Source organism: Flavobacterium sp. (genome assembly GCF_043720215.1).
In the GTDB taxonomy this organism is placed as follows: Bacteria; Bacteroidota; Bacteroidia; order Flavobacteriales; family Flavobacteriaceae; genus Flavobacterium.
In genome coordinates this window covers 1-2930 of the sequence record NZ_JAYSSZ010000239.1, presented here as the reverse complement: position 1 = coordinate 2930, position 2930 = coordinate 1, and the positions used below count along the sequence as shown (strand labels likewise).

Genomic DNA, 2930 nt, shown 5'->3' with positions numbered 1-2930 from the left:
AATATTTTTTGAAATCTTTAAGAAGTTAAAATGTATTTTTGTTTAAAAATATATTCATTATGAGAATTTTAAGTTTTCGAAAAGGCATTTTCGGCATTGTTTTTTTTGTGATTTTTTCTTCAAATTGTTTTTCTCAAGAGGAAAAAACTTTTATTAAGCAAGATTCTAGATTCGAACAGCTTTTGAACGAAAAAAGAAAAATGAATTCGTCGATAACCATAAATGATCGTTATAAAATTCAGATTTTTACTGGAGATAGCGAAACAAGCAAGAAAGCATTGACCGATTTTAGAAAAGAAAACAAAAATATTGACGCGACTATAGTTTTTAATACACCAATATATAAAGTTTGGGTTGGCAACTTTAAAACTAGAATTGAAGCTGAGAATAAACTAAACGCTTTGAAAAAAAAATACCCTAATGCTTTTTTAGTAAAACCGAATAAGTAGAAAGTTTTACAGATATAAGTCATAAAGTCGTTTGGATTGAACCTCGTTAAAATATTTTAAGGAGAAGTAAATTGGCTTTTGAATATTATTTATTCATTTTCGGTTCCCAAAAAACGGTGTCAAAATTCTGAATCTGATTATCTATAACATCAATACCTTCGCTTTCTAACAATTGTTGCATAAGGTTTGTTCCTTCAAAATGGTGTTTTCCTGTAAGTAAACCTTTTCTATTGACAACTCGATGTGCAGGAACATCTTCAAGATTGTGAGCAGCATTCATTGCCCAACCAACCATCCTGGCAGAACGAGTTGCTCCCAAAGCTTTTGCAATAGCACCATAAGACGTAACTTTTCCGTAAGGAATTTGCCGTGCTACTTCATAAACTCTTTCAAAAAAATTATCCCCAGGCTTTAAAGACATTACATATTAAAATAATATTTGACAATTTGATACAATGCTATAATAGCAGCTACACCAGTTACTGAACCTATTATTGAATTCATATTTCTAACAATAAAATCTGTTTTGGTTTCAATTTTTTTGAAAAAATAAATATAGCTGTAAAACACTACGAAAGATCCAAAAACCACACCAATTACAAAAGAATAAATAGATATGGCATTGAAAACAAAATAGTTAAACGAAGCCAAACTTATACTTACAAATACATAATATGGAATTGGAAAAAAATTAATTGCAGAAATAAACATTCCGAGAAAAAAACGACTCTTTTTGCTTTTAATTTTAATTTTTTTAGACTTTATCTTTTTTGCTTTTTTCGCTACAAAGAAGAAATAAATAGTTACTATTGAAAAAACCAAAAAACCAATTATTCTAAGCCCGTTTATTATTTCTAAATGATCTGAAATATATTGAGCAAAAATTAGAGCAATCAAGGTTTGAAAAAAAACAACAATTAATGCTCCTACTGTAAACAGCAATGCTCTAGTTTTACCATCTTCGGTGCTTATTTTTGCTCCAGTCATATTGATGATGCCAGGCGGAAAAACACCAACTAAAGAAGCTAAAAAACCTAAAAAAAGAGGTAAAACAAACTGCATTTATTTTATTTTAAATTTAATGTACGTAATAGATTTGTTAATTTCCAAATATTGCTTTTCGTAAAATGTCTGAATCTCGGTCACTTCTTCAGGCGAGCCTTCGTTTGTGTATACATTATGATTGGCGTATAAAACTTCATGACCTTCGCCATGCAACAAACCAAGTGTATAACCATGCATAAACTCAGAATCTGTTTTTAGATTCATAATTCCGTCAGGCTTTAGAATTTTTTTATATAATTGCAGAAATTCTGAATTGGTCATTCTGTGTTTGGTGCGTTTGTATTTTATTTGCGGATCAGGGAAAGTAATCCAAATTTCATCTACTTCATTTTCGGCAAAAATATGATTTATCAATTCTATTTGCGTACGAACAAAAGCGACGTTATGAAGTCCGGTTTCGACCGCGGTTTTTGCACCACGCCAAAAACGAGCGCCTTTTATATCGATACCTACAAAGTTTTTGTTTGGAAATTTTGCAGCCAAACCAACAGAATATTCGCCTTTTCCGCAACCTAATTCTAATACAATTGGATTGTCATTCTTAAAAAAATCTTGATTCCATTTTCCTTTTAATGCAAATGAATCTGACACTACTTCCTCACGAGTTGGTTGAAAAACATTACCAAACGTTTCGTTCTCCCCAAACCTCTTCATCTTATTTTTACTTCCCACTTTTATTAAATATTTTCGCAAAAATAGGAAAATATAAATCAATAGATATAAACTTGTAATAATGTTTGTGTAACCCGTTGGGCACAATTATTTAGATTACAAAAAAATGGAGTTTAATATTTGGCATCAATATAATCTAACTGACTCTTTATGGCTTCTAGTTTTAATAATTGTTTGGTTTGATTGGCTAAACTGTATTTTTGAATTCCCGCAATGGCTTGATGCTGCATTATATTGGCTAGTTCTGACTTGCTCATTTGTAAATGCTGCGCTAACAAATAGAGTTGCAAGCTTTGGTTGTATTTTTTCCAATTTTATCTAGCGCTCGTTGCTCTTTCATTTATTTGTACTTTAATTCATTGACTTGATGTTTTACCATTTCTTGCACTCTAGATTGTTGTTTATCTAAGAGCTCATTTTCTTCTTTCGAAACTATTTGTCTTTGTTTGAAGAATATTAGAATTTTAGTCATCTTGGTCATTGCATCTGTTAACAAGTCACTTTTACCTGTTTCGTACATCGCTAGCTGACTTAAGTCGGTTTAGCACAATAGCTACAAATCAATAAAGAACACGTTCGATTTTCCGCTGAAAAATCTTATCTTTAACAGGAAATAATCGTTCCACGAAACCACTACTGCTTCAAGCCGCGGAACGTTGTACTGCAATTTAAACAATGTATCGTCCTAAAATAGGTTGACTAAAAATTAAACACTTTTAGTACCTATGGAAACACCAACAAATC

At 31.1% G+C, this 2930-nt stretch carries 6 protein-coding genes; 1 reads left to right on the top strand and 5 read right to left on the bottom strand.

Translation table 11 applies throughout. From position 1 onward, the window contains the following. The first annotated feature begins 200 nt into the window (after positions 1 to 200). A complete protein-coding gene (locus ACHZC3_RS10615; protein WP_394759836.1) occupies positions 201 to 449 on the top strand; it encodes an SPOR domain-containing protein in 249 nt (82 codons plus the stop codon). 85 nt (positions 450 to 534) lie between these two features. On the opposite strand, the gene ACHZC3_RS10610 is transcribed toward ACHZC3_RS10615, so the two are convergent. The 5 genes from ACHZC3_RS10610 to ACHZC3_RS10590 form a co-directional block, all read right to left on the bottom strand. Beyond that, positions 535 to 870 (bottom strand): MGMT family protein, encoded by a 336-nt coding sequence (locus tag ACHZC3_RS10610; protein ID WP_394759835.1) that lies wholly within the window; start codon positions 868 to 870, stop codon positions 535 to 537. Next, positions 870 to 1511: a lysine transporter LysE gene (locus tag ACHZC3_RS10605; RefSeq protein WP_394759834.1), complete on the bottom strand. Its 642-nt coding sequence runs from the start codon at positions 1509 to 1511 to the stop codon at positions 870 to 872. The genes ACHZC3_RS10610 and ACHZC3_RS10605 overlap by 1 nt, the downstream gene beginning before the upstream one ends. Then, positions 1512 to 2186 carry a tRNA (guanosine(46)-N7)-methyltransferase TrmB gene (gene trmB / locus ACHZC3_RS10600; RefSeq protein ID WP_394759833.1) on the bottom strand — a complete coding sequence of 225 codons (675 nt, stop codon included), beginning with the start codon at positions 2184 to 2186 and terminating at the stop codon, positions 1512 to 1514. A gap of 113 nt (positions 2187 to 2299) precedes the next feature. Further along, positions 2300 to 2443 carry a hypothetical protein gene (locus tag ACHZC3_RS10595; RefSeq protein ID WP_394759832.1) on the bottom strand — a complete coding sequence of 48 codons (144 nt, stop codon included), beginning with the start codon at positions 2441 to 2443 and terminating at the stop codon, positions 2300 to 2302. A gap of 83 nt (positions 2444 to 2526) precedes the next feature. Continuing rightward, a complete protein-coding gene (locus ACHZC3_RS10590; protein ID WP_394759831.1) occupies positions 2527 to 2706 on the bottom strand; it encodes a hypothetical protein in 180 nt (59 codons plus the stop codon). Positions 2707 to 2930: the final 224 nt, after the last annotated feature.

Bases quoted from the DNA above. Each gene is read 5' to 3' on its own strand.
- ACHZC3_RS10610 (WP_394759835.1), bottom strand. From the start codon at position 870: ATGTCTTTAAAGCCTGGGGATAATTTTTTTGAAAGAGTTTATGAAGTA.
- ACHZC3_RS10595 (WP_394759832.1), bottom strand. From the start codon at position 2,443: ATGAGCAAGTCAGAACTAGCCAATATAATGCAGCATCAAGCCATTGCG.
- ACHZC3_RS10605 (WP_394759834.1), bottom strand. From the start codon at position 1,511: ATGCAGTTTGTTTTACCTCTTTTTTTAGGTTTTTTAGCTTCTTTAGTT.
- ACHZC3_RS10615 (WP_394759836.1), top strand. From the start codon at position 201: ATGAATTCGTCGATAACCATAAATGATCGTTATAAAATTCAGATTTTT.
- ACHZC3_RS10590 (WP_394759831.1), bottom strand. From the start codon at position 2,706: ATGTACGAAACAGGTAAAAGTGACTTGTTAACAGATGCAATGACCAAG.